The following is a 20,080-nucleotide window of genomic DNA, read 5'->3' on the forward strand; positions in this document are numbered from 1 at the left end:
ACCATGTTGGCAAACCTGTTCGACCTGCGCATCGGCACCAAGCTGATGCTGGCGTTCGCGGCACTGATCCTGGGCTTCGCGGTGCTGCTGCTGACCACCCTGGAGCAGTTCGTCGCCCTGCAGAAGGCCGAGGAGGAGCAGTTCGCCCGGCGCTACGAGAGGGTCAGCGACGTCAAGGACCTGCTGGTCAACATCAACCTGCAGCGGGTGGAAATCCTCACCGCGGTGGGCGGCGACAGCCAGGGGCTGCTGGAAAGCGTGCGCGACGGCAGCGAGCAGAACGACCGCCTGCTGCGGCGCCTGCAGGAGGAGGTGCAGGGGGACCAGCTGACCTCGGAACTGTTGGAGCGGATGCAGGAGGTGCGCGCCGCCTACCTGCGCAGCCGCGATACCGAGCTGGTGCCGATGATCCAGGCCGGGCGCATCGACGAGGCCCGGGCGCTGATCGCCGGCGCGCAGAAGCAGCGGGCGGAGCGCCTGCACGAACTGGCCGGGCAACTGGTGGCGCGCACCAACCAGCGCATCGCCGAGAGCATGGCGCAGTCGGAACAGACCATCGAGGCGCTGCGCAGCAGGATCTTCCAGGCGGGGATCGCCCTGGTACTGGGCGGCGCGCTTCTGGCCTGGCTGCTCAGCCGCCACATCGCCCAGCCGCTGGCGCGCCTGACCGGCCTGGCCGAGCGCATAGGCCGTGGCGAGATTCCCCGCGAGCTGCCCGACGAGACCCGCCAGGACGAGGTGGGGCGTCTGGGCCAGGCCTTCGCCAGCATGGGCCAGTACCTGCGCGAGCTGGTGCAGGAGCTAAACGAGAGCATCTCGGTGCTGGCCAGCGCCAGCGAGGAGATTCTCGCGGTCACCACCCAGGTGGCCGCCAGCACCCAGGAGACCGCGACGGCGATCAGCGAGATCGCCACCACGGTGGAGGAGGTCAAGCAGACCGCGGTGCTGGCCGGCAGCAAGTCGCAATCGGTCAGCGAGAGCGCCGAACGCACCCGCCAGGTGGCGCAGAGCGGGCGCCAGTCGGTGGAGGAAAACCTGCGCGGCATGGGCCTGATCCGCGAGCAGATGCAGGTGGTGGCCGAGAGCATCATGCGCCTGGGCGAGCAGAGCCAGACCATCGGCGAGATCGTCGCCTCGGTCAACGACCTGGCCGAGCAGTCCAACCTGCTCGGCGTCAACGCCTCCATCGAGGCGGTCAAGGCCGGCGAGGCGGGCAAGGGTTTCTCGGTGGTGGCGCAGGAGGTCAAGATCCTCGCCGACCAGTCCAAGCAGGCCACCGCCCAGGTGCGCGGCATCCTCGGCGAAATCCAGAAGGCCATGACCAAGGCGGTGATCCAGGCCGAGGAGGGCAGCAAGACGGTGGAGGGCGGCTACCAGCGTGCCCAGGTCAGCGGCGACGCGATCCGCACGCTGAGCAGCAGCGTCGAGGAATCCAGCGAGATCGCCCTGCAGATCGCCGCCACCAGCCAGCAGCAGATGATCGGCATGGACCAGATCGGCAGCGCCATGGAAAACATCCGCCAGGCCAGCCAGGACAACGTGGCCGGCGCGCGCCAGGTCGACACGGCGGCGCGCAACCTGCACCAGCTGGGTCTCAAGCTCAAGGGCCTGGCGGCCCGCTTCAAGCTGTGAGCCGCGCATGACCCTGGATCGGGAGGCCCTCAGGCAGCGCCTGCTGGCCAGCTTCCGCAGCGAGGCGGCCGAGCGCCTGGCCACGCTCGCCGACCTGCTGGCTAACTGGCGCGAGGGGGGCGCTAGCGAAGATGCGATCGAGTCGCTGTTCCGCGAGGTACACAGCATCAAGGGCGCCTCCCGCGCCGCCGGGGTTGGCGAGATCGAGCAGCTCTGCCACGCCTGGGAAAGCCTACTGGGCGCGGTGCGCCACGGCGACCTGGAGCTGACCGCCGAGCGGGTCGAGCTGTGCCGCCTCACCCTGCGGCTGGTGCAGCGCCTGCATGCCGGCCAGGCGGTGGAGCGCAACGAGCTGCTGCAGGTGATCGACAGCCTCGACGACAGCGTCCAGGGCCTGGACGTGGAACTGCCCGCGGTTCCCGCCGCCGCGCCGGAAGCGCCCCAGGACCTGGCCCGGGTGCGGGTGGCCGCCGAGCATCTGGATGCCCTGCTGTACCACGGCGAGGTGCTGTTGCAGCACAAGCTGGAGGCCCAGGCCCACGCTCGCGGCCTGCAGGAGCACGCCCAGGCGTTCGACCCGCAGCGGGCCCGGCGGATGCTCGGTTCCGCGGCGCTCCGGCAGCTGCGTGACAGCCTCGACGAGATGCCCGCCAGCGCCCGTGACGGCCTCAAGAGCCTGCTCGACCACCTCGACTGGAGCCTGGCACAGCTCGATCGCCTGCATGCCGGCGCCAGCCGCCTGGCCAGGGCCGGAGGGCACCTGGCGCTGGGCCTGGGGCAACTGTCCGACGCACTCAACGGCGAGCTGCAGGCCCTGTTGCTGCTGTCCGGCAGCAGCCTGCTGGAAGGCATGCCGGCCATGGTCCAGGACCTCGCCACCCAGGCCGGCAAGCGCGCCGAACTGCGCGTGCGCGGCGAGAGTCTGCAGGTCGACAAGCGCATCCTCGACGAGCTGCGCAGCGTGCTCACCCACCTGCTGCGCAATGCCGTCGACCACGGCCTGGAAAGTCCCGACCAGCGCCTCGCGCAGGGCAAGGCGGCGGCGGGCGTACTGCAGGTGGAGCTGGTCCAGGAGTCGGCCGATCGCTTTGAACTGCGGGTCGCCGACGATGGCCAGGGCATCGACGCGCGGCGCCTGAAGGCCAGGGCAGAGGAGGTGGGCCTGCTCACCCCCGAGCAGGCCCAGGCCATGACCGAGCGCGAGGCCCTGGCGCTGATCTTCGCCTCCGGCCTGTCCACCAGCCGGATGATCACCGACATCTCCGGGCGCGGCCTGGGCATGGCCATCGTCCAGGAGACGGTGGAACGGCTCGGCGGGCGCATCGAGCTGGAGTCCACCCCGGGCTCCGGCACCTGCTTCCACCTGCACCTGCCGCTCAGCCTGTCGACCTTCCGCGCCGTGCTGGTACGCAACGCCGAGCGCACCTTCGCCGTGCCCGCGCTGGCGGTGGAGCGCTGCCTGCGCCTGCCGGCGAGCGCCATCCGCACCCTGGAGAACCGCCCCTCGGTCACCCTCGACGGCGAGGTGCTGCCGCTCTGGCCGCTGGGCGACGTGCTCGGCCTGGCGCAGCCGGCGCTGGGCGAGGGCGAGCAGACCCTGCTGCTGCTCAAGGTGCGCGGCGAGCGCTTCGTGCTGCTGGTGGACGAACTGCTCGGCGACCAGGAGATCATCGTCAAGAGCCTCGGCCGCCAGCTTGTGCGGGTGCGCAACCTTATGGGCGCGACCCAGCTCGGTGACGGCCAGCTGGTGCCCATCCTGCACCCCGGCGACCTCTACCGCAGCGCGCTGCAGGCCCAGGGCTCCAGCCTCAGCCAGCAGGCCCGGCCACGCGACGGCCAGGCGGCGCGGCGCCTGCTGATCGCCGAGGACTCCTTCACCTCACGCGGGCTGCTCAAGGCGATCCTGGAGGCCGCCGGCTACCGGGTGACCACCGCCAACGATGGCCTGGAGGCCTGGAACGCGCTCAAGCAGGGCCAGTTCGACCTGCTGGTGTCAGACGTGGAGATGCCGCGCCTGGACGGCTTCACCCTGACCAGCCGCATCCGCGCCGATCGCGAACTGGCGGAGCTGCCCGTGGTGCTGGTCACCGCCCTGCATTCCGCCGAGGACCGCGCCCGCGGCCTGGAGGCCGGGGCCAACGCCTACCTGGCGAAGAGCGGCTTCGAGCAGGACAGCCTGCTCGAAGCCATCCGCCGACTGATATGAGGAGACGGGGATGCGTGTACTGATAGTCGACGATTCGCCGGTCAGCCGCATGCTGGTACGCGCGGTGCTCGAAGGCGAGGGCTACGAGGTACGCGAGGCGGACTCCGGCGAGGAAGCCCTGCGCCTGCTCGCCGGTTTCACGCCGGACATCGTCACCATGGACGTGCACATGCCCGGCATGGATGGCTACGAGGCCACCGAGCGCATCCTCGAACAGTACGCCCTGCCGGTGGTGATCCTCAGCGCCAGCGTCGATCACCAGGCCTCGGCCACCGCCATGCGGGCGCTGGAGGCCGGCGCCCTGGCGGTGCTGGAGAAGCCCTCCGGACCCAGCGCCGAGGACTTCAACGAGCGCATCGACACCCTGCTGCGCACCCTGCGCAGCATGGCCCAGGTCAAGATCGTGCGGCGCAAGCGCCGGGTCGCTGCCGGCGCCGCCGACGAGACGCCGCCGCTGGTGGCGCAGACCGTCGCCGGCGCGCCGCAGCTGGTGGCCATCTCGGCATCGGCCGGCGGGCCGATGGCGATCAAGGCCCTGCTGCAGCGGATGGCGCCGCAGCGGTACTGGCCGCTGGTACTGGTGCAGCACATCGCGCCGGGCTTCCTGCCGAGCTTCCGCGACTGGCTGGCGAGCCTGACGGCGATGCCCGTGCTGGTTGCCGAGCATGGCCAGCGGCTGCTCCCCGGCACCCTGTACCTGGCGCCGGACGGGCATCACCTGGGCTTCGCCGTCGATCGCAGCGTGAACCTCGACGACGGTCCGCCGGAGGAGCACGTGCGACCGGCCGCCAATTACCTGTTCCGCTCGGTGGCCCGCCGCTTCGGCCGCCAGGCGATCGGCATCCAGCTGTCCGGCATGGGCCGCGACGGTGCCCAGGGCCTGGCCGAGCTGCGCCAGGCCGGCGCGCTGACCCTGGTGCAGGACCCCGCCACGGCGGTGGTCGACTCCATGCCCAGGGCGGCCATCGATCTGCAGGCGGCGAGCCAGGTACTGGCGCCGGAAGGAATAGCGGAGCTGCTCAACGCGATCGCTGTCCACATGTCCGTGGTGAATGGAAGCAAAGGGAGGGAGTGATCATGTATGCGGATGCCGAAATCCTGGTGGTGGAGGACAGCCCCACCCAGGCCACCGAACTGCAGTACATGCTCGAAGCCGTCGGCTGCAAGGTGCGGGTCGCCGGCAACGGCCGCGAGGCGCTGGAGATGGTCGCGTTGCGCAAGCCGACCATCGTCATCAGCGACATCGTCATGCCGGAGATGGACGGCTACGAGCTGTGCCGGCAGATGAAAAGCTCGGCGCAGACCCAGAACATCCCGATCATCCTGGTCACCGCCCTGGCCGACGCCCGCGACGTGGTCCACGGCCTGGCCTCGGGGGCGGACAACTTCATCGTCAAGCCCTTCGACGAGAAGTACCTGATGTCGCGCATCCGCTACTTCCTGGTCAACCTGGAACTGCGCACCCACGAGCGGGTGCAGATGGGCGTGGAGGTGGTGCTGGAGGGTGAGCGGCACTTCATCACCGCCAGCCGCCAGCAGATCCTCGACCTGCTGATCTCCACCTACGAGCAGGGCGTGCGCCTGAACCACGAGCTGCAGACCAAGCACGACGAGCTGGCCCGGACCAACTCGCTGCTCAACTGCCTGTTCCACTTCACCAGCGGCCTGACCGACGCCAAGAGCGAGCGCCACGTGATCGACGCCGCCCTGCGCCGCATCCTGGAGTTCCCCGACGCCAGCGGCGCCTGGCTGCTGCTGGCCGACGCCGGCGACCCCGGCGAGCGGGCCCACGTGGCCGGCGCCCGCGCCCGCGGGCAGAACTACGCGAAGGAGGAACTGGACCAGTGCGCCGCCAACTGCCCCTGCCGCCACGCCTGGCTGCGTGACAGGCTGTCGCAGCCGAGCAACATCGGCAACTGCCCGGCCCTGGCCGGCAAGTCCGGCGAGGGCATCCACGCCAGCATCCCGCTGCAGATGGGCAACGAGATCATCGGCATGCTCAACGTGGTCCAGCGCGACGCCAGGCCCTGGCCGGAGGAAGCGCTCAGCGCGCTGGCCTCGATCGGCCGCCAGCTGGCCATGGCGCTGGGCCGGGTGCGTCTGTTCGAGAGCATGGAGCAGCTGGTCGAGCAGCGCACCCGGGCCCTGACCAAGAGCGAGGAACTGCTGCGCAAGGTGCTCGACAGCCTGCCGGTGGGAGTGCTGGTGACCGACCAGCAGGGCCGCCTGATCATGAGCAACCCGGAGAGCAGCCTGATCTGGGGCGGGCCCCATCCCAGCGGCTCGGAGGGCTACGGTCACTACCGGGGCTGGTGGGCGGAAACCGGCGAGCGCATCACCGAGGCGGACTGGTCGATGATCCGCGCCGTGCGCCAGGGGCTGGTGTCGCGCAACGAGGTGATCGACATCGAGACCTTCCGCGGCGAGCGCAAGACCATCCTCAACTCGGCGGCGCCGTTCCTCGACGCCGACAAGGTGATCCAGGGCGCTATCGTGGTGATCCAGGACATCACCGGGCAGCGCCGCCGCGACCAGGAAATCCGCACCCGCACCCGGGCGGTGGAGGCCAGCGTCAACGCGGTGATCATCACCGACGCGCGCCAGCCGGACCAGCCCATCGTCTACGCCAACCCGGCCTTCGAGCGCATCACCGGCTATTCGGTGGACGAGGTGATGGGGCGCAATTGCCGCTTCCTGCAGGGCGACGACCATGACCAGGCCGGGCTGGACGGCATCCGCCGGGCGCTGGCGGCCGAGGAGGAGGGCGCGGCGCTGCTGCGCAACTTCCGCAAGGACGGCTCGGAGTTCTGGAACGACCTGCGGGTGGCGCCGGTATTCGACGACCGCGGCAAGGTCAGCCACTTCGTCGGCATCCTCCACGATGTCACCGACAGCAAGCGCTACCAGGAGGAACTGGAACACCAGGCCAACCACGACAGCCTGACCGGCCTGGCCAACCGCAACCTGCTGGGCGACCGCATCGGCCAGGCCATCGCCTTCGCCAGCCGTGGCAGCGGCCAGTTCACCCTGGCGTTCATGGACATCGACCACTTCAAGGTAGTCAACGACAGCCTCGGCCACGGCGCCGGCGACCAACTGCTGGTGGAGGTCGCCGAGCGCCTGCGCGGCTGCGTACGCGAGATCGACACGGTGGCGCGCCTGGGCGGCGACGAGTTCATCATCCTGCTCGCCGACACCGAGCAGCTCAGCGAACAGCTCGGCCGCATGGAGCGGATCAAGGACAGCGTCGCCCGGCCGATGCTGCTCGACGGCCAGGAAGTGGCGGTCAGCTGCAGCATCGGCTTCTGCTGCTACCCCGCCGACGGCCGCGACGCCGGCACCCTGCTGCGCAACGCGGACACCGCCATGTACCAGGCCAAGCACCAGGGTCGCAACCGCATCTGCGCCTTCATGCCGGCGATGAACGAGCAGGTCCAGGCGCGCCTGGCGATGGAGCAGCAGACCCGCCACGCCCTGCAGAACCAGGAGTTCATCGTCTTCTACCAGCCGCAGCTGGACCTGCAGAACGGCCGCCTGTGCGGCTTCGAGGCGCTGGTGCGGTGGAATCGCGGCGGCACTATGGTCTCGCCCGGCGAGTTCATCCCCCTGGCCGAGGAGACCGGCTGGATCGTCGCCATCGACTTCTACGTGTTCGAGGTGGTCTGCCGGCAGCTGGCGATCTGGCGCGAGAGCTTCAGCCAGCAGGACCTCAGCGTGGCGGTGAACTTCTCCGCCATCAGCTTCGCCGACGAGCACTTCATCGAGCACGTGCTGGGCGTGCTGCGGGCGGAGGGCATTCCCTCGCGCTGGATCAAGATCGAGCTGACCGAGACCATCCTGGCCAGCGACGCCGACGTGGTGCAGCGCAGGATGGAGCACCTGTGCGAGCAGGGCGTGCGCTTCTCCATCGACGACTTCGGCACCGGCTACTCGTCGCTCGGCTACCTCAAGCGCTTCCCGTTCAGCCAGTTGAAGATCGACCGCAGCTTTATCACCGACATCCTCTCCGAGCCGGACAGCGCCTCGCTGGCGCGCTCGATGATCTCCATCGGCCACAACCTGGGGATCAAGGTGATCGCCGAAGGGGTCGAGCAGGCCGAACAGATGAGCTTCCTGCGCGCCGCCGGCTGTGACGAGCTGCAGGGCTACTTTTATTCGCCGCCGCTGCCGCCGCTGGCCTGCATGCAGTTCCTGCAGAGCGGCGGCCCGCTCAGCCTTCCGGCCAACATCATCGACGGCAGCGCGCGCTACCTGCTGGTGATCGACGGCAACCGGGCGGCCCACGAACTGCTCAGCCGCACGCTGCGCCTGGAGAGCTACAAGGTGCTGACCGCCAGCGATGGCGCCGATGCGCTGAAGATCATGGCCACCTACCCGGTGGACGTGGTGCTGAGCGAGTTGCTGCTGGGCGACATGAGCGGCGTCGACTTCCTGCGCAGGATCAGGTCGATCTACCCGGAGGTGATCCGCATGCTGCTGACCAGCGCGGCGGAGGTGGGCAACATCCTCAAGGCGGTCAACGAGGGCGTTATCTACCGCTTCGTCACCATGCCGTGCGAGCCCGAGGACCTGCGTAACCAGCTGCGCGAGGCCTTCCAGCAGCGCGAGCTGCACCGCGAGAACAAGCGCCTGCGCCGGCTCGCCGGCGCGGCGCCGGCCGGGGTCAGGAAAGCGGATGGGCCCGAGTCAGCATCCTGGCCATCTGCAGGTGATGCTTGAGCACCGGCAGCTTGGCCCGGGCGAAGGCCTGCAGTTCCTCGTCGCCCTGTTCGGCGGCGTCGGTGTAGAGCGCCAGGCTGCTTTCGTAGCGGCGCATCTGCCAGTCCGCGTACAGGGCGTCGAAGTTGTCGCCGGCCAGCTCGCGCAACTCCGCTTCGGCCTGGGCGAGCAGGTCCTCGTCGGCCGGCACCTCCACCGTGCGGCTGCGGGCGAAGGCCTGCAGGTCGGCGTTTTCCCGGGGATGGTGGTCGATCACCTGCTGGGCGAAGGTCTTGACGTCCGCCGACTGGCTCTGGCGCAGCGCCAGCTGCGCGGCCTGGATGTCGGCCACCCGGGCGGCCACGGCCTGCTCGACGAACGTCTGCGGATCGACCTTGGGTGCGGCCAGCAGCGGTGTGGCGAAGAACAGCAGCAGCCACAGCATGGCGCCGCGCGGGGTGAAGTGTCTGGACATGGCAGATCCTCCCGTGCCGTTACGGAGTGTAGGGTTGTGACGGAGTCGGGCGGGCAGGGTTCAGCCTTTCTGTCGCCGGTGGGCGCGTGGCATCCCCGGCTGTGGGTTGAAAACCGCGCCGCGGCCCAACGCGGGTTTCACCCGCCCTACGGACGTAGGGTGCGCCGCGCGCACCGGCAACCTTGGAGCGGCTCGTTGCTGCACAGGGGGCACCCTCTGACAGCCCTTCCTCGTCACTCCCGCGCAGGCGGGAGCCCAGGTGCGGCGGCCTCTGGATTGCCGCCTACGCACGTAGGGTGCGCTGTGCGCACCGACAGCCTTGGAGCGGCTCGTTGCTGTGTAGGGGGCACCCTTTGGCAGCCATTCCCCGTCACTCCCGCGCAGGCGGGAGCTTAGGTGCGGTGGGCCTCTGGATTGCCGCCTGCGCGGCAATGACGATGTTCCTCAAAGGTGCCTAAGGCCTCGCCGCGGCGGGGTGAGAAGATCGTGTAGGGCGGGTGCAACCCGCGTGATCGGCGATGCGGGTTTCACCCGCCCTACGGCCGGGCGTGCCGCTCAGGAATAGATCGCCAAATGATGCGGGTAGTCGCCCACCCGGGCGCCGATGACCATCTCGCTGATCCAGCTGGTGAGGATCGAGGTATAGGCGCGCTGGTCGCTGTCGTTGCGCAGGGAGTGGTCGGCGCCGTCGACGATGCGGTGGGTCAGCGAGTGCGCCTTGACGAAGGCGGCGCGGTAGCTCATCAGGGTGGTGTGCGGCACGTAGTCGTCGTGCTCGGACTCCACCAGCAGCACGTCCCCCTTGAACTCGGAGCAGGCTGACAGGGCGCGGTTGCCCTGGGGCGGGACGAAGGTGCGGCGGTACTCGGCCAGCTTCTCGCGGTCGAGCATCTGCTTGGGTGATTCCCACTCGTCGTCCCAGTACAGCGCCGGCACCCGCAGCGCCAGCCACTTCACCGGCCGCAGGGTGCTGAGGATCGCCGACAGGTAGCCGCCATAGCTGGTGCCGATCACCGCGATGGCCCCGGTGTCCGTGGCCGGGTGGCTAGCCAGTCGGTCGTAGGCGGCGACCAGGTCGGCCAGGTTCTGCTCGCGGGTCACGCTCTGCTTACGCGACTGGGTCAACTCATGGCCGCGCATGTCGAAGGTCAGGCACACGCAGCCCAGCCCGGCGATGCCCTTGGCCCGCGCCAGGTCGCGCTGCTGACTGCCGCCCCAGCCATGCACGAAGAGCACGCCGGGCACCTTGGTCTGCGGCGAGACCATGGTGCCCGCGAGCACATCGTCATCCACCCGGATCTCCACTTGTTCGCTAAGGGACGGCATGGGGCTCCACCTTGACGTACTTGCTGATCCGACCGATTTCCGGCTCGTCGCCCTCGTACAGGGGCAGCGCGTCGTCGGGCGGCAGGTTCTCGCCGTAGCACTCGTAGGTCGAGGCGCGCACGCAGTCGAGCCGCGGGTCGCCGGCGAAGGCTTCCAGGGCGAAGATTTCCGCCGCGCTGGCGCCGCCGACGCGCCAGGACTGCTCCAGCACGCCGGAGCGCGGGTCGCCCCGGTCATCGACGCCCTGGGCCACGTCGTAGTTGCGCCGCGAGGCGCTGAGGCCGAAGGCGGCGAAGGCGGCGCGCTCGTAGACCTGGGCCTGGGAGACCGCCAGGCGGATCGTCTCCGGCATGTCCAGGCGCATCAGCTCGGCGTAGTCGCCGCGCACCACGGTCAGGTCGGAGCCGCCGTATACCTCCTCGCCGAGGTTGTCGCGGGTCAGCCGCTGGCTGCCGTAGTAGCTGGCGAGCTGGTCGCCGACCTGCACCTGGCCGACGCTGAAGGTGACCACTTGGTTCAGGTTCTCTTCCAGTACCAGACCCCACTCGGCGACTTCCTCGGCGTTCTGCGCGGCCAGGTGCTCGGCCAGCGCCTGGCGGTCGCGGATCACCTGCTGGCCGCGACCGGCCTTGGCCAGCACCGGCTTGAGGCGGATCGTGCCGCGTTCCAGCAGCCGCTCGCCGGCCAGCTGGGCGTCGGCCAGGTCGAACACGGTGACGCCGCCGAGGATGGCGTTGGCCACCTCCTCGGAAAACCTTCCAGACCAGCCCTCCGGCACCCGCCGCGCATGCTCGGGCAGGGGATGGGTGATGGCCTTGGTCGCCATGAACGGCCGCTCCACCATGCCGCCGAAGAAGTCCTCCGGCCCGTGGATGCCCCGCTGGCGGGCCTCGGCGACGGTCAGCGCCTCGCCGGGGATGAAATAGAAACGGCCCTGGCCGTGGTGGGCCGGGTCGAATTCACCGAGGAAGCGGGTGCCGAGCAGGGCGGCGATCTTGCGCCCGAGGATGTGGTGCACCGCCAGCTCGTGCCGGCTCACGCCGCAGTCGCCGGGCAGCAGTACCACGCCCTCCCTGGGGTTCAGCGGTCCTGCCATTTGCCGCCGCCCCGTTCGCAGTCGCTGCGGGCCTGGGTGCGATCCTCCAGGCCGTAGAAGTAGGTCACCACCTGGGCCTCGTCCGGCACGTTCGGCTCGTTGGCCGGCGGGTTGGCGCTGGACGACTTGTGGTTGGCCAGGGTCTCCTGGGTCATGGCGGCTGTACAGCTGGCGTCGTAGTCGGCCTCGCAGCGGGCCACCTTCTCTTTCTGGGTGCCCAGGGTTTCCTGGCTCTCGTTGCTGCACGACCAGTTGATCGAGCCGTCGGGCATGCCCTTGAACTCGTAGCAGCTCTCGGTCTCCACCGCCTCCACGCCGGGGCTGGCGGAGCGGGTGAGAACGTGGCAACCCTCGGCCATGGCCAGCGAGCCGAACAGGCTGCCGACCAGCAAGACAGCGATCCTGGCGATCATGAACGGCCTCCAGTGCGTTTTTCGGAACCTATGGTTTCCGAACCGGCCACGGAGGCGGAAGTTCAGACTTTCTCCCCGTCCGATACCCGAGCGATACCCGAGCCGATACCCGAGTGAGAAAAGGGGAACTAAGCGCGGCCGGGCGCGGCCTGTATCTGAGTTGGAGCCACTACACGCTCGTAGCCCGCAGGAGGGACGTTGTAATGAAACGAGATTGGGAGCTGATCAAGGCATTGATGCTGGAAATCGAGAGCCGCGAGCAGGGCCGCTACTTCATCCCCGAGGCCTTCGCCGGACACGACCTGGCGTCGGTCAAGTACCACCTGCACCTGCTCGACCAGGCCGGCCTGGTGGAGTGCGAGTTGGACGAGCCGTGGGACGGCGAGCCGTGCCTGATCGGTCGCAATCTGACCCTGCTCGGTCATGACCTGCTGGACAGCCTGCGCGAAGGCGTGGCCCGTCCGCTGCAGCCGGTTCCAATCCTGACGCAAGTGGCGGAAGTGGCCCGGGAATCGCTGCGCCGCAGTGCCTGAGGAGGTGGCGATGGCCGAGCAAGAGCGCGCGGCGGAGGCGGATGTCGCCGGCTTCCGGCAGAGCATCCTGGCCAAGCTCAAGTACGCGGTCGGCAAGGACCCGAGCAACGCCTACGACCATGACTGGTTCGAGGCGGTGGCCCTGGCCGCGCGCGACCACGTCATCGACCGCTGGGAAGAGGCCTCGGTCGAACTCGACCGGCGCGCCCAGAAGCGCGTCTACTACCTCTCCCTGGAATTCCTGATCGGTCGCCTGCTGATCGACAACCTGAGCAACCTGGGCCTGCTGGAAACCGCCCGCGAGGCCTTGGCCGAGCTGGGTGTGGACCTGGAGCGCATCCGCCAGGTCGAGCCCGACGCGGCGCTTGGCAACGGCGGCCTCGGCCGCCTGGCGGCGTGCTTCATGGAGAGCATGGCGACCCTCGGCCTGGCCGCCCACGGCTACGGCATCCGCTACGAGCACGGCCTGTTCCGCCAGGTGATCGCCGACGGCTTCCAGTTGGAGCAGACCGAGAGCTGGCTGGACTTCGGCAATCCCTGGGAATTCGAGCGCCCGGAGATCGCCTACAGCGTCGGCTTCGGCGGCAGCGTGCTGAGCCAGGTCGACGACGGCGACGTGCCGCGCCAGGTCTGGCAGCCGATGGAGACCATCCGCGCCATCGCCTACGACACCCCGGTGGTCGGCTGGCGCCGCTCGGCGGTGAACAGCCTGCGCCTGTGGCGTTCCCGCGCCGAGGAAGACCTGCACCTGGAGCGCTTCAACGCCGGCGACCATCTCGGCGCCGTCGAGGACGTGGTGCGCGCCGAAAGTATCTCCCGCGTGCTCTACCCGGCGGACAGCACCGAGGCCGGCCAGGAGCTGCGCCTGCGCCAGGAATATTTCTTCGTCTCCGCCTCACTGCAGGACCTGCTGCAGCGCCACCTGCGCGAGCAGGGCGACGTCGCCAGCCTGCCGCGGCATGCGGCGATCCAGCTCAACGACACCCACCCGGCCATCGCCGTGGCCGAGCTGATGCGCCTGCTGGTCGACGTGCACCAACTGCCCTGGTACGACGCCTGGCAGGCCACGGTGGCGACCCTGTCCTACACCAACCACACCCTGTTGCCGGAGGCCCTGGAATCCTGGCCGGTGTCGCTGATGGAGCGCCTGCTGCCGCGGCACATGCAGATCATCTACCTGATCAACGCCTACCACATCGACTCGCTGCGGGCCCAGGACATCCACGACTTCGCCCTGCTGCGCTCGGTCTCGCTGATCGAGGAGGATCACGGCCGCCGGGTGCGCATGGGTAACCTGGCGTTCCTCGGCGCGCACAGCGTCAACGGCGTCTCCGCGCTGCACACCGAGCTGATGCGCAAGACGGTGTTCCGCGACCTGCACGGCCTCTACCCGACGCGGATCAACAACAAAACCAACGGCGTGACCTTCCGCCGCTGGCTGTTCCAGGTGAACCCGGGCCTGACCGGCCTGCTGGTGGAGACCCTGGGCGCCGAGGTGCTCGACTCGCCCGAACAGGTGCTGCAGGAACTGGAGGCCCACGCCGACAAGAAGGCCATGCACCGGCGCTTCGCCGAACTGCGCCAGCACAACAAGGCGGCGCTGGCCGCCCTGGTGCAGGAACGCCTGGGCGTGGTGCTCGACACCAGCGCGCTGTTCGATGTGCAGGTCAAGCGCATTCACGAGTACAAGCGCCAGCTGCTCAACCTGCTGCACACGGTGGCCCTGTACCAGGCTATCCGCAACGACCCGGCCACCGAGTGGACGCCGCGGGTGAAGATCTTCGCCGGTAAGGCCGCGGCCAGCTACCACCAGGCGAAGCTGATCATCAAGCTGGCCAACGACATCAGCCGGGTGGTCAACGACGACCCGACGGTGCGCGGCCGGCTCAAGGTGGTGTTCATCCCAAACTACAACGTCAGCCTGGCCGAGACCATCATCCCGGCGGCCGACCTGTCGGAGCAGATATCCACCGCCGGGCTGGAGGCCTCCGGCACCAGCAACATGAAGTTCGGCCTCAACGGCGCGCTCACCATCGGCACCCTGGACGGCGCCAACGTGGAAATGCGCGAGCGGGTCGGCGGCGAGAACATGTTCATCTTCGGCATGACCGCCCAGCAGGTCGAGGAGCGCAAGCGCGCCGGCGAGCTGAACATGGCCTCGGTGATCGCCTCGTCGCCACGCCTGGAAGCGGCCCTGGAAGCGATCCGCGCCGGCGTCTTCTCGCCCGACGACCCCGCCCGCTACGTGGGGCTGGTGGACGCGCTGGTCTATGACGACCGCTTCATGGTCTGCCCGGACTTCGACGACTACTGGCTGGCCCAGCGCCGGGTCGACGAACTGTGGCGCTCGCCGGCGCGTTGGTGGCGGGCGGCGGTGCTCAATACCGCGCGGATGGGCTGGTTCTCGTCGGATCGCACCATCCGCGAATACGCCCGCGATATCTGGGGCGCGATGCCGCGCTGAGGGATGTTATCCGGGCGATGTTCCCAATGCGGGCGACACGGGCGGGCCGCGTGTTCAACCGGCACCGACATAAAAAAACGCCGTCTTCTCTCGGGAGAAGACAGCGCCTTGTTCTACCGATCGGTCGAACCATCAGCCCTGCGGGTTGATCGGGTTCTCCGGGTACCACACGTCCAGCAGCGGGCTGAGGGTGTAGCCGCTCAGCTCCTTGCGATCCTTCAACCAGGCCTCGAGCCGGGAGCGCTGCTCCTCGCTGACCGAGCCACGGCTGGACAGGCAGACGAAGCCGTAGTCCTCGCCGCCGACGTAGCCCAGGCCGTTGCCCTCGATGGCGTCGCGCAGGAAGGCATCGAGGAAATCGTCGATCTCGGCCTCGCCAAGGCCCTCGCGCAGGTCGAGGGTCAACTCGCAGCCCAGCTCCTGGAATTCGTCGACGCACAGCTTCTTGCGCAGGCGGCGGGAACGGTTGGTGGCCATAAACACTCCTAGATACTCATGATTGCAACGGGCGGCACTCTAGCAGGTTGCCGCGCCAGCTGCCCGCCCGTTCGGAAAAAAGCCCGCGCAGCCGGCTTTCAGGGCCCCGAGGACGAGATGCATGGGGCATAATGCGCGACAAAATCACTCCAGCTGCACCCTCTTTTCGCCCTTTTTTCTGCCTGGGCCCGTGCCAAATGATCAGAACGCTGCGCAACATCGTCATTGCTTCGCTCCTCCTCCCGGTCACTCTTCCCCTCTCCGCCGCCCAGGTCAGCAGCACACTGCCGGCCAAGGTGCAGCAGGCGCTCACGGCCAACAAGCTGAAGGCCGGCAGCCTGTCGCTGGTGGCCCTGCCGCTGGACGGCAGCGGCGAAGGCATCATCCACAACGCCGACGTATCGGTGAACCCGGCCTCGACCATGAAGCTGGTCACCACCTACGCCGCCCTCGAACTGCTCGGCCCCACCCACCAGTGGCGCACCGAGTTCTACGGTGACGGCCCGCTGAAGGACGGGGTGCTAAACGGCAACCTCTACCTCAAGGGCGGCGGCGACCCCAAGCTGAACATGGAAAAGCTCTGGCTGATGATGCGTGACCTGCGTGCCAACGGCGTGCAACGCATCACCGGCGATCTGGTGCTGGACCGCAACCATTTCAACCACCCGCAGCTGCCGGCCTTCAACGATGACGGCGGCGACCCGAACAAGCCGTTTCTGGTCACCCCCGACTCGCTGCTGGTCAACCTTAAGGCCGTGCGCATGGTCACCCGCACCAGTGGCGGCAAGGTCAGCGTGATGATGGAGCCGCCGCTGACCAACGTGCGCATCGACAATCAGGTCAAGGCCCTCGGCGCCGCCAAGTGCCCCGCCTGGCCGGACGTGCGCTACAACCCGGTCACCCAGTTCGACGGTACCACCCTGGTGGTGACCGGCAAGCTGAACGAGGGCTGCAGCGCGCAGACCTACCTGGCCCTGCTCGACCACCCGGGTTACGCCGCCGGCGCCGTGCGCGCCATCTGGCAGGAACTGGGCGGCAGCATCCTCGGCAAGGACCGGGTCGGCGATGTGCCCAAGAAGGCCCAGCTGCTGGCCCGCACCTTCTCGCCGGACCTGGTCGAAGTCATCCGCGACATCAACAAGTACAGCAACAACACCATGGCCCAGCAGCTGTTCCTCAGCCTGGGCCAGACCTTCCGCGATCGCGCCGACCCCGACGACGCCAAGGCCGCCCAGCGGGTGATCCGCGGCTGGCTGGCGAAGAAGGGCATCACCGCGCCGCACCTGGTGATCGAGAACGGCTCCGGCCTGTCCCGCGCCGAACGGGTCAGCGCCCGGGAGATGGCCGGCATGCTGCAGGCGGCCTGGCACAGCCCCTACGCCCCGGAATTCATCGCCTCGATGCCGCTGGTGGGCATGGACGGCACCATGCGCAAACGCCTCAAGCGCACCGGCATGGAAGGCCAGGCCCATATCAAGACCGGCACCCTGAACAACGTGCGCGCCATCGCCGGCTTCACCCGCACGGCCAAGGGCCAGAACTGGGTGGTGGTCGCCATCCTCAACGACCCACGCCCCTGGGGCGCCTCGGCCATCCTCGATCAGGTGCTGCTGGACATCTATCGACGCTGAGTCGCGGTTATAGGCTTGCTCATCGTCGCAGATGTGCACGGCACACCCTGGCGGAGGGTCAGTTTCGCTCCGGGAGTGCCGCGCGCACCAGCACTCAGCCCTTGCGCCAGTTGAGTATCAGCAGGGTGACGGCACCGCCGACCAGCCCCCAGAAGGCGGAACCGATGCCCAGCAGCGTCATGCCCGACGCGGTGATCATGAAGGTGATCAGCGCCGCGTCCCGTTCGGCCGGCACCTGCATGGCCTGGGCCAGGCCGTTGACGATGGAGCCGAGCAGGGCCAGCGCGGCAATGGACAGGATCAGGGCGCTCGGCAGGGCGGCGAACAGTGCCGCGAGGGTGGCGGCGAAGATGCCGGCGATGCCGTAGAACAGCCCGCACCAGAGCGCGGCGGTGTAGCGCTTGCGCTTGTCCTCGTGGGCCTCGGCGCCGGTGCAGATGGCAGCACTGATGGCCGCCAGGTTGATGCCGTGGGAGCCGAACGGTGCGAGCAGCAGCGAGGCGAGCCCGGTGCTGGCGATCAGCGGCGAGGGCGGGACCTGGTAGCCGTCGGCGCGCAGCACGGCCAGGCCGGGGATGTTCTGCGAGGCCATCGCCACCACGAACAGCGGTATGCCGATGCTGATTGCCGCGCTCAGGGAGAAGCTCGGCGTGGTCCAGACCGGCACCGCCACCTCCAGCTTGAAGTGGCTGAAGTCGAGCATGCCCTGCGCGCCGGCCAGGACGCCGCCGACCACCAGCGCCACCATCACCGCGTAGCGCGGCACCAGCCGCTTGCTGATCAGGAAGCTGAAGAACATTGCCAGCACCAACGTGGTGCTGGTCTGCGCGGCGACGAATATCTCGCTGCCGATGCGGAACAGGATGCCGGCCAGCAGCGCCGCCGCCAGCGAGCCGGGCAGGTGGCGCATGACCCGCTCGAAGGCGCCGGACAGGCCGAGCAGGCTGAGCAGCACGGCGCACACCACGAAGGCGCCGACCGCCTCGGGGTAGCTCACGCCGGGCAGGCTGGTGATCAGCAGGGCCGCGCCGGGGGTCGACCAGGCCACCACGATGGGCGTGCGGTAGCGCAGCGACAGGGCGATGGTGCACACCGCCATGCCGATGGACAGCGCCCACAGCCAGGAGGAAATCTGCGCGGCGCTGAGCCCGGCGGCCTGGCCGGCTTGGAACATCAGCACCAGCGAACTGGTGTAGCCGGTGAGCGCCGCGACAAAGCCGGCCACCACGGCGGAGGGCGAGGAGTCGGCGAGCGGGCGAGGGCGGCTGGAAGTGTCCATGGCTTCCGTGGCGTCGTTCATCAGAAGGTACCCTTGACGTCGGCCAGGATAGGGTAGAGCGAGGCCACCAGCAGCAGGGCCATGCCGATGTTGAACGCGCGCAGCACGCGCGGCCGGTCCAGCCAGCGGCGCAGCAGGCTGCCGGCCACCGTCCATAGGCCGACGCTGGGGCAGTTGACCAGGGCGAACAGCGCGGCGATCAACAGCACGTTGACCAGGAAACCTTCCTGCGGCGTGTAGGTGGTGATCGCGCCGATGGCCATGATCCACGCCTTGGGGTTGACCCACTGGAAAGCCGCGGCCTGGAGGAAGGTGAACGGCTTACCGGTGCTCTTGCCCTCGGCGTCGGGGGCGCCCGAGCCGGCGATCTTCCAGGCCAGGTACAGCAGGTAGGCGGCGCCGAGGTAGCGCAGCGCGGTGTACAGCGGCGGGAAGCGCTCGAACAGCTGGCCGAGACCGAGGCCCACGGCCGCCACCAGCACCATGAAGCCGAGGCTGATGCCGAGCATGTGCGGCACGCTGCGACGCACCCCGAAGTTCACCCCCGAGGCGAGCAGCATCATGTTGTTGGGGCCGGGCGTCACCGAGGTGACGAAAGCGAAGAGGACGAAGGCGATCAACAGTTCCAGGGTCATGGCGGTTCTCCGTGAATGCTGGCAGCCTATGCGCAGCCCGTCCGGGCGTCGCCGTACAGCGGCACCGACAATCGCCGGTACAGTCGCGCGGGATCGGCGAGGCTCGAATCACTGTTCCCATCACAGCAAGGAAGTGGCATGGACCCGAACAATCCCTACGCGGCACCCCGGGTGGAACTGATCGACGCTCGTCGGCCCCAGCAGTTGCCGGGCTGGAGCTCGGGCCAGCTGCAGGTGCTCGGCTGGCTCAACCTCGCCTACCTGGTCGCCACCGTTGCAGTGATCGGCCTCGCCTTCGCCCCGGAACTGAAGATGACGGGCGACTGGCTGAGCGTGGCCAGTACGCTGCTGGGCAGCTACCTGGTGGTGCGCCTCAAGGCCTTCCTGGAGGCGCGCTTCGGCGCCACCGGCCTGACCTGGCCGGTGTGGCTGAGCGTGGGATTGAGCCTGGTGCTGGAGGCGGTCCAGCTGTACTGGGGCGACGACGCGCTGGCGGAGCTCAGCCTGCAGTCGGCCCTCTACTTCGGCCTGCTGGCGCTGCTCGGCCTGGTCATCCTGTGGCTCGGCATCGCGCTGCTCAGGATCACCGATGCCTATCCCGTCGTGCGCGTGCTGGCCTGGCTCAACATTGCCAGCGGCGTGCTGGTGGCCTCGGTGATCCTGATGCTGGTCGGGGTGCTGCCGATGCTGGCGGCCATGGTCGCCAGCGCCCTGGTGTTCTTCCAGGGCGCCAGGGAGCTGAAGGGCGGCCAGGCGGCCTGATCAGTTCTCGTCGCCCGCCAGGCGGGCCCGGCCCAGCGCCTGGTTGATCGCCAGCCAGGCCTGCACCGCCGGCTCGCCGGCCTCCCGGAACACCCGGGCGAGCAGCCGCGACTGCTCGCGCCGCAGGGCCTGCTCCAGCCTGGCACCTTCGGCGGTGAGGCCGAGCTGGCGTTTGCGCTTGTCGTCGCTGGCGGCCACGCTCTCCACCATGGACATCTCCTGCAACTGGCGCAGCGGCGTGTTCAGCGCCTGCTTGGTCACGCCCAGGTATCCCAGCAATTCCTTCACGCTCAGCCCGGGGTGGCGCGCGATGAAGAACAGGATGCGATGGTGCACGCGCGACAGGCCACGGCGCGCCAGCATCTCGTCGGCCTTGGCGGTGAACGCCTGATAGCCGAAGAAGAAGGCTTCCATGGCGATCTGTTGGGAACTTGGCTTTTTCAGGTCAAGCAT

16 protein-coding genes are annotated in these 20,080 nt (G+C 68.8%); 8 read left to right on the forward strand and 8 right to left on the reverse strand.

Annotated features, from left to right (window positions below):
* Nucleotides 1–3 precede the first annotated feature (3 nt).
* The 4 genes from N7640_RS06750 to N7640_RS06765 are packed head-to-tail and all read left to right on the forward strand — an operon-like array spanning nt 4 to nt 8,557.
* On the forward strand, nt 4–1,632 hold the full coding sequence (locus N7640_RS06750) for a methyl-accepting chemotaxis protein (RefSeq protein ID WP_279902379.1): 1,629 nt from the start codon (nt 4–6) through the stop codon (nt 1,630–1,632).
* Between the two features lie 7 nt (nt 1,633–1,639).
* Nucleotides 1,640–3,838, forward strand: coding sequence for a response regulator (locus N7640_RS06755; RefSeq protein ID WP_279902380.1), 2,199 nt, complete (start codon nt 1,640–1,642; stop codon nt 3,836–3,838).
* Between the two features lie 10 nt (nt 3,839–3,848).
* Nucleotides 3,849–4,913, forward strand: a complete 1,065-nt coding sequence (locus tag N7640_RS06760; RefSeq protein ID WP_279902381.1) for a chemotaxis protein CheB — start codon at nt 3,849–3,851, stop codon at nt 4,911–4,913.
* A 2-nt stretch (nt 4,914–4,915) separates the two neighbouring features.
* On the forward strand, nt 4,916–8,557 hold the full coding sequence (locus N7640_RS06765; RefSeq protein WP_220814053.1) for an EAL domain-containing protein: 3,642 nt from the start codon (nt 4,916–4,918) through the stop codon (nt 8,555–8,557).
* Here the strand turns inward: N7640_RS06765 and N7640_RS06770 are convergent.
* From N7640_RS06770 to N7640_RS06785, 4 genes are all read right to left on the reverse strand, one after another.
* Entirely contained in the window at nt 8,502–9,011 is a 510-nt protein-coding gene (locus N7640_RS06770; protein WP_279902382.1) for a DUF4142 domain-containing protein, read from the reverse strand. The two genes, N7640_RS06765 and N7640_RS06770, sit on opposite strands and share 56 nt — an antisense overlap.
* A gap of 555 nt (nt 9,012–9,566) precedes the next feature.
* On the reverse strand, nt 9,567–10,337 hold the full coding sequence (locus tag N7640_RS06775; RefSeq protein WP_279902383.1) for an alpha/beta fold hydrolase: 771 nt from the start codon (nt 10,335–10,337) through the stop codon (nt 9,567–9,569).
* Nucleotides 10,324–11,433, reverse strand: coding sequence for a DUF3182 family protein (locus N7640_RS06780; RefSeq protein ID WP_279902384.1), 1,110 nt, complete (start codon nt 11,431–11,433; stop codon nt 10,324–10,326). The genes N7640_RS06775 and N7640_RS06780 overlap by 14 nt, the downstream gene beginning before the upstream one ends.
* Entirely contained in the window at nt 11,418–11,846 is a 429-nt protein-coding gene (locus N7640_RS06785) for a hypothetical protein (protein WP_262880220.1), read from the reverse strand. The genes N7640_RS06780 and N7640_RS06785 overlap by 16 nt, the downstream gene beginning before the upstream one ends.
* A gap of 203 nt (nt 11,847–12,049) precedes the next feature.
* On the opposite strand from N7640_RS06785, the gene N7640_RS06790 reads away from it, so the two are divergent.
* Together N7640_RS06790 and N7640_RS06795 are read left to right on the forward strand one after the other, a co-directional pair.
* Complete coding sequence (locus N7640_RS06790; protein ID WP_279902385.1) at nt 12,050–12,379, forward strand: DUF2513 domain-containing protein; 330 nt, start codon at nt 12,050–12,052, stop codon at nt 12,377–12,379.
* Nucleotides 12,380–12,389: 10 nt separating this feature from the next.
* Nucleotides 12,390–14,843, forward strand: a complete 2,454-nt coding sequence (locus N7640_RS06795; protein ID WP_279902386.1) for a glycogen/starch/alpha-glucan phosphorylase — start codon at nt 12,390–12,392, stop codon at nt 14,841–14,843.
* Nucleotides 14,844–14,975: 132 nt separating this feature from the next.
* Here N7640_RS06795 and N7640_RS06800 read toward each other — a convergent pair whose 3' ends face one another.
* Nucleotides 14,976–15,320, reverse strand: coding sequence for a 50S ribosome-binding protein YggL (locus tag N7640_RS06800; protein WP_279902387.1), 345 nt, complete (start codon nt 15,318–15,320; stop codon nt 14,976–14,978).
* 197 nt (nt 15,321–15,517) lie between these two features.
* Between N7640_RS06800 and dacB the strand changes: the two genes are divergently transcribed.
* Nucleotides 15,518–16,951: a D-alanyl-D-alanine carboxypeptidase/D-alanyl-D-alanine-endopeptidase gene (gene dacB, locus N7640_RS06805; protein ID WP_279902388.1), complete on the forward strand. Its 1,434-nt coding sequence runs from the start codon at nt 15,518–15,520 to the stop codon at nt 16,949–16,951.
* Between the two features lie 94 nt (nt 16,952–17,045).
* On the opposite strand, the gene N7640_RS06810 is transcribed toward dacB, so the two are convergent.
* Together N7640_RS06810 and N7640_RS06815 are read right to left on the reverse strand one after the other, a co-directional pair.
* Nucleotides 17,046–18,251 carry a benzoate/H(+) symporter BenE family transporter gene (locus tag N7640_RS06810; protein ID WP_279902389.1) on the reverse strand — a complete coding sequence of 402 codons (1,206 nt, stop codon included), beginning with the start codon at nt 18,249–18,251 and terminating at the stop codon, nt 17,046–17,048.
* Nucleotides 18,251–18,865: a LysE family translocator gene (locus N7640_RS06815; RefSeq protein WP_279902390.1), complete on the reverse strand. Its 615-nt coding sequence runs from the start codon at nt 18,863–18,865 to the stop codon at nt 18,251–18,253. The genes N7640_RS06810 and N7640_RS06815 overlap by 1 nt, the downstream gene beginning before the upstream one ends.
* A 138-nt stretch (nt 18,866–19,003) precedes the next feature.
* Between N7640_RS06815 and N7640_RS06820 the strand changes: the two genes are divergently transcribed.
* Complete coding sequence (locus N7640_RS06820) at nt 19,004–19,627, forward strand: hypothetical protein (protein WP_279902391.1); 624 nt, start codon at nt 19,004–19,006, stop codon at nt 19,625–19,627.
* Here N7640_RS06820 and N7640_RS06825 read toward each other — a convergent pair whose 3' ends face one another.
* Nucleotides 19,628–20,080 carry a MarR family transcriptional regulator gene (locus tag N7640_RS06825; protein ID WP_279902392.1) on the reverse strand — a complete coding sequence of 151 codons (453 nt, stop codon included), beginning with the start codon at nt 20,078–20,080 and terminating at the stop codon, nt 19,628–19,630.

Origin of the sequence: Pseudomonas sp. GD04015, assembly GCF_029837675.1 — a bacterium.
In the GTDB taxonomy this organism is placed as follows: domain Bacteria; phylum Pseudomonadota; class Gammaproteobacteria; order Pseudomonadales; family Pseudomonadaceae; genus Aquipseudomonas; species Aquipseudomonas paralcaligenes.

Excerpts from the sequence above, each read along its gene's own strand:
- N7640_RS06750 (WP_279902379.1), top strand. The coding sequence starts at position 4 with ATGTTGGCAAACCTGTTCGACCTGCGCATCGGCACCAAGCTGATGCTG.
- N7640_RS06755 (WP_279902380.1), top strand. The coding sequence starts at position 1,640 with ATGACCCTGGATCGGGAGGCCCTCAGGCAGCGCCTGCTGGCCAGCTTC.
- N7640_RS06760 (WP_279902381.1), top strand. The coding sequence starts at position 3,849 with ATGCGTGTACTGATAGTCGACGATTCGCCGGTCAGCCGCATGCTGGTA.
- N7640_RS06765 (WP_220814053.1), top strand. The coding sequence starts at position 4,916 with ATGTATGCGGATGCCGAAATCCTGGTGGTGGAGGACAGCCCCACCCAG.
- N7640_RS06770 (WP_279902382.1), bottom strand. The coding sequence starts at position 9,011 with ATGTCCAGACACTTCACCCCGCGCGGCGCCATGCTGTGGCTGCTGCTG.
- N7640_RS06775 (WP_279902383.1), bottom strand. The coding sequence starts at position 10,337 with ATGCCGTCCCTTAGCGAACAAGTGGAGATCCGGGTGGATGACGATGTG.
- N7640_RS06780 (WP_279902384.1), bottom strand. The coding sequence starts at position 11,433 with ATGGCAGGACCGCTGAACCCCAGGGAGGGCGTGGTACTGCTGCCCGGC.
- N7640_RS06785 (WP_262880220.1), bottom strand. The coding sequence starts at position 11,846 with ATGATCGCCAGGATCGCTGTCTTGCTGGTCGGCAGCCTGTTCGGCTCG.
- N7640_RS06790 (WP_279902385.1), top strand. The coding sequence starts at position 12,050 with ATGAAACGAGATTGGGAGCTGATCAAGGCATTGATGCTGGAAATCGAG.
- N7640_RS06795 (WP_279902386.1), top strand. The coding sequence starts at position 12,390 with ATGGCCGAGCAAGAGCGCGCGGCGGAGGCGGATGTCGCCGGCTTCCGG.
- N7640_RS06800 (WP_279902387.1), bottom strand. The coding sequence starts at position 15,320 with ATGGCCACCAACCGTTCCCGCCGCCTGCGCAAGAAGCTGTGCGTCGAC.
- dacB (WP_279902388.1), top strand. The coding sequence starts at position 15,518 with ATGATCAGAACGCTGCGCAACATCGTCATTGCTTCGCTCCTCCTCCCG.
- N7640_RS06810 (WP_279902389.1), bottom strand. The coding sequence starts at position 18,251 with ATGAACGACGCCACGGAAGCCATGGACACTTCCAGCCGCCCTCGCCCG.
- N7640_RS06815 (WP_279902390.1), bottom strand. The coding sequence starts at position 18,865 with ATGACCCTGGAACTGTTGATCGCCTTCGTCCTCTTCGCTTTCGTCACC.
- N7640_RS06820 (WP_279902391.1), top strand. The coding sequence starts at position 19,004 with ATGGACCCGAACAATCCCTACGCGGCACCCCGGGTGGAACTGATCGAC.
- N7640_RS06825 (WP_279902392.1), bottom strand. The coding sequence starts at position 20,080 with ATGCTTGACCTGAAAAAGCCAAGTTCCCAACAGATCGCCATGGAAGCC.